The following is a 2,971-nucleotide window of genomic DNA, read 5'->3' as shown; positions in this document are numbered from 1 at the left end:
AGGGGAGGACTTTCACCTCCATCTAGATGGATAGTTATAACTTTTTGGGGTTGTCCCCGCGAGTTACCTAAGTCATACCCCTCCCGTTTCGGGAGGCTCCTACTTAGAACAAGCCACACGCAGCCACAACTTCGATTTTTTTAACCAGTTCACCCCAAGCGGCATTAGATATTGCACGATTCAGTCCTTTTTTGGCTGATTGACCGTTGCGGTCATATTCACCATTGTTATTGGGTTTAGGCTTGCAGCGAGCCTTCATCCCTTTGACATTTAAGTCTTCAAAGACAAGAGCATCAGCTTCATTTACTATCTTTTTTGCTGTTTCCCAGTGATAGGCATTTCGTTTATCGGTTATACGATCGTAAAGAGATGCAACTCTAGAGTAGGCTTTTCTTCTGTTTTTAGAACCTTTCTTTTTCTTACTAGCAGATCTTTGCCTTATTTTTAGACGCCTTTCTCTACGCTTAAATGGCAACCCTTGAGCCTGGTTTGATACTATCTCACCATCAGAAATGCTAACAAGCTTCTTTATACCTAAGTCACACCCTTTGACTCGATCAGGGGAAATTTCCTCTTTAGTCTTTACTGGTGGAGTTGGTACCGTTTTATCTTCAATTTGGAGACTCACGAACCATCCACGAGCCTTGCGTCGGACAGTGACAGATTTTAAAACAAACCCTTCGGGGATAGGACGGGAATTATGAAAACCCATCCAGCCAATACCAGGCAAGTAAATCCGGTCGCCATCTAACTTGACCTGCCCAGGAGAATATTTGAAGCTTCTGAATCTAGATCTTCTTTTAGGCTTAGGATATCCCGTTTCTCCTTTGAAAAACTTAGAGAAAGCTACATCTAGTTGTCTCAATGTCTGTTGCAAGACAGTTGAATTGATAGCTTTGTACCAAGGTCTCTCTTTCTTTAGTATGGGAAGATTCGAACTTTGAGCTTCATAAGCGTTTCTTCTAGGATTATTTTTGTGGTTTTTCCAGGGATAGCCAATTGAATGCGACTTACTAACAGAACAAGTTAATGGACACACCTCTCCCTTACTTTTTAGATCGCAGTAGTTACCCAGTCTAGGGGCTTTCGCTTGATCATAAGAATCGATTCTGTCTCTAAGTAGGTAGTTGTACTGTGAGCGCAACATATCTAGCCAGTTAGACATCGTGGCTTCTTGTTGTCGGCTAGGTTTGAGTTTGTTGGTGTATCCAAGCTGCATGATTCGACCTTTTTATCCGTGCTATATTGATTATAGCTTTTAGAAATACTGATGTCAATAGCATGACCAAAAAAACTGGACGACCTCCAATACATGGAGAGGCTAAAAAAGCACGCACTGTTAGGACTACGGAAGCGGCTTGGAATGGCTTGAAAAACATGGCAAGTAAGGCTGGCTTGACTCTATCGGAGTATTTGGAAGCCTTGGGGAAAACTGGCTTATTGCCATAGGTATTGCTTGAGGTAAAAATTCATCCCCATCCTAAGAGGAGTGGGGTATTCTTTTTCCCTCAAACTCCCTTATTCGATAATTCGCTGTATTATTTTACTGATAAAGAAGCTTCTAGAGATTGCCCCACTCCCGATTTTACGATTCCCGATTCCCGATTCCCGATTCCCGATTCCCGATTCCCGATTCCCGATTCCCCTCTTTAAACAGAAAACCCCACAACCAGAATTGATCTAACTCCTAATCCTGTTCCACCATCTGCACCAATTTCCCTAGAATCGGTTCGATGGGAGGGAGTAAATATTCCGCCAGATCGAGAGTTACTGTTTTTTCTTCCAATTTCAGAAATCGCCATAGGGTGCCAGTGGTTACTGCACCGTAAACCGTTGCGACGTTACCATTATTCTCCTGTTGGTTAAACCGAGCAGCTGCTACCATCGCAGCGATACACTGTCCTAATCCCCCTTTCAGGTCTTCTTTTTTGGCTTCTATAATAATGGCTACCGGGGCTTTAATAAATAACTGTTCCGGTGACAGACTAATAATAAAATCACAGGTGCCATTTAATCCCACTTCTGGATCAACATTAAACTCTTCCCCAGAAAACAAGCTAACCTGGTTTTTATGGAATTCTCTAACAGCGAGTAACACTGGACATATCAAGAGTTCTGATCGGGCTTTTTCGGTATTCAAGGCGATCGCTAGTTGGTAATTTTGGGTGATAAATTCTGCTAAATAAGGACTAGGAGAAATTACGCGATCGCTATCGCTTTCAAAAATATTCCCTTGTTCGATTAAGGTTAAGTCAAAATCATTGACTACTTTTTGAATGGTAAATTGACTGTAAGACATGAGCTAGGGAAGGGAGTAGGGAGTAGGGAGTAGGGAGTAGGGAGTAGGGAGTAGGGAATCGGGAATCGGGAATCGGGAATCGGGAATCGGGGGAAAATATTGTGTAATTTACTACTATGAAAAATGGGCTTATTGGATTTTTAAAGTATTTGCTAAAATGCTATAATTTTAATGGGATTCGGGCAAAGCCCGACCCTGCGCGATGAAGCGTTCGCAAAGCGTGGCCAAAGGCCTCAGCTTCCGCGCTTGTGCGATTGACCGTAGGTCACGCGGGGCGCGTTCGCAAACAGACCACAAAGTGTGCTATTCAGTAACAATGCTACCGTAAAGTAATGCCTTTTTCAGTGACGTTTAACTCTCCCAATTCAAAAATAACCCACGAATAAATTATTAGGTAAATTTAATTTTGTTACCCCGATTCCCGACTCCCGATTCCCGACTCCCCACTCCCGACTCCCGACTCCCCACTCCCGACTCCCCACTCTCGACTCCTTTCAAGGGTATGTTTTTTAGATTTGGGCATTCGCCTAGGTATTACTCAACAGAAATACATTTTGAAACCCAAACCCCAGGAAGGATTTGAGTATTCAATAAAAATCATTAAGTGACGAATTCTGCTTGATGGCTATCCCCTGACGGGGCGATGGCTGAGACACTTGCACCAACTTGAAA

The 2,971-nt window shown here is 43.1% G+C and carries 5 protein-coding genes; 3 read left to right on the top strand and 2 right to left on the bottom strand.

Translation table 11 applies throughout. From position 1 onward, the window contains the following. Positions 1–103: 103 nt before the first annotated feature. Positions 104–1,219 carry a transposase gene (locus tag F6K46_RS39035; protein ID WP_293068668.1) on the bottom strand — a complete coding sequence of 372 codons (1,116 nt, stop codon included), beginning with the start codon at positions 1,217–1,219 and terminating at the stop codon, positions 104–106. A 62-nt stretch (positions 1,220–1,281) separates the two neighbouring features. Here F6K46_RS39035 and F6K46_RS39030 point away from each other — a divergent pair, with 62 nt between their 5' ends. Then, complete coding sequence (locus F6K46_RS39030) at positions 1,282–1,449, top strand: hypothetical protein (protein ID WP_168166515.1); 168 nt, start codon at positions 1,282–1,284, stop codon at positions 1,447–1,449. A gap of 40 nt (positions 1,450–1,489) precedes the next feature. Then, positions 1,490–1,684, top strand: a complete 195-nt coding sequence (locus tag F6K46_RS39025; protein ID WP_293068665.1) for a hypothetical protein — start codon at positions 1,490–1,492, stop codon at positions 1,682–1,684. 3 nt (positions 1,685–1,687) lie between these two features. On the opposite strand, the gene F6K46_RS39020 is transcribed toward F6K46_RS39025, so the two are convergent. Continuing rightward, on the bottom strand, positions 1,688–2,299 hold the full coding sequence (locus tag F6K46_RS39020) for a hypothetical protein (protein WP_293068662.1): 612 nt from the start codon (positions 2,297–2,299) through the stop codon (positions 1,688–1,690). A gap of 406 nt (positions 2,300–2,705) precedes the next feature. Here F6K46_RS39020 and F6K46_RS39015 point away from each other — a divergent pair, with 406 nt between their 5' ends. Further along, positions 2,706–2,882, top strand: coding sequence for a hypothetical protein (locus F6K46_RS39015; protein WP_293118109.1), 177 nt, complete (start codon positions 2,706–2,708; stop codon positions 2,880–2,882). Positions 2,883–2,971 lie beyond the last annotated feature (89 nt).

The organism is Moorena sp. SIO3E8 (assembly GCF_010692445.1).
Classification (GTDB): Bacteria; Cyanobacteriota; Cyanobacteriia; order Cyanobacteriales; family Coleofasciculaceae; genus Moorena; species Moorena bouillonii.
The sequence above is the reverse complement of the archived record's forward strand: the minus strand, read 5'-3'. Positions and strand labels throughout refer to the sequence as shown.

What these genes read in the sequence shown, in the direction of transcription:
- F6K46_RS39035 (WP_293068668.1), bottom strand. Translation starts at nt 1,219, where the DNA reads ATGCAGCTTGGATACACCAACAAACTCAAACCTAGCCGACAACAAGAA.
- F6K46_RS39030 (WP_168166515.1), top strand. Translation starts at nt 1,282, where the DNA reads ATGACCAAAAAAACTGGACGACCTCCAATACATGGAGAGGCTAAAAAA.
- F6K46_RS39020 (WP_293068662.1), bottom strand. Translation starts at nt 2,299, where the DNA reads ATGTCTTACAGTCAATTTACCATTCAAAAAGTAGTCAATGATTTTGAC.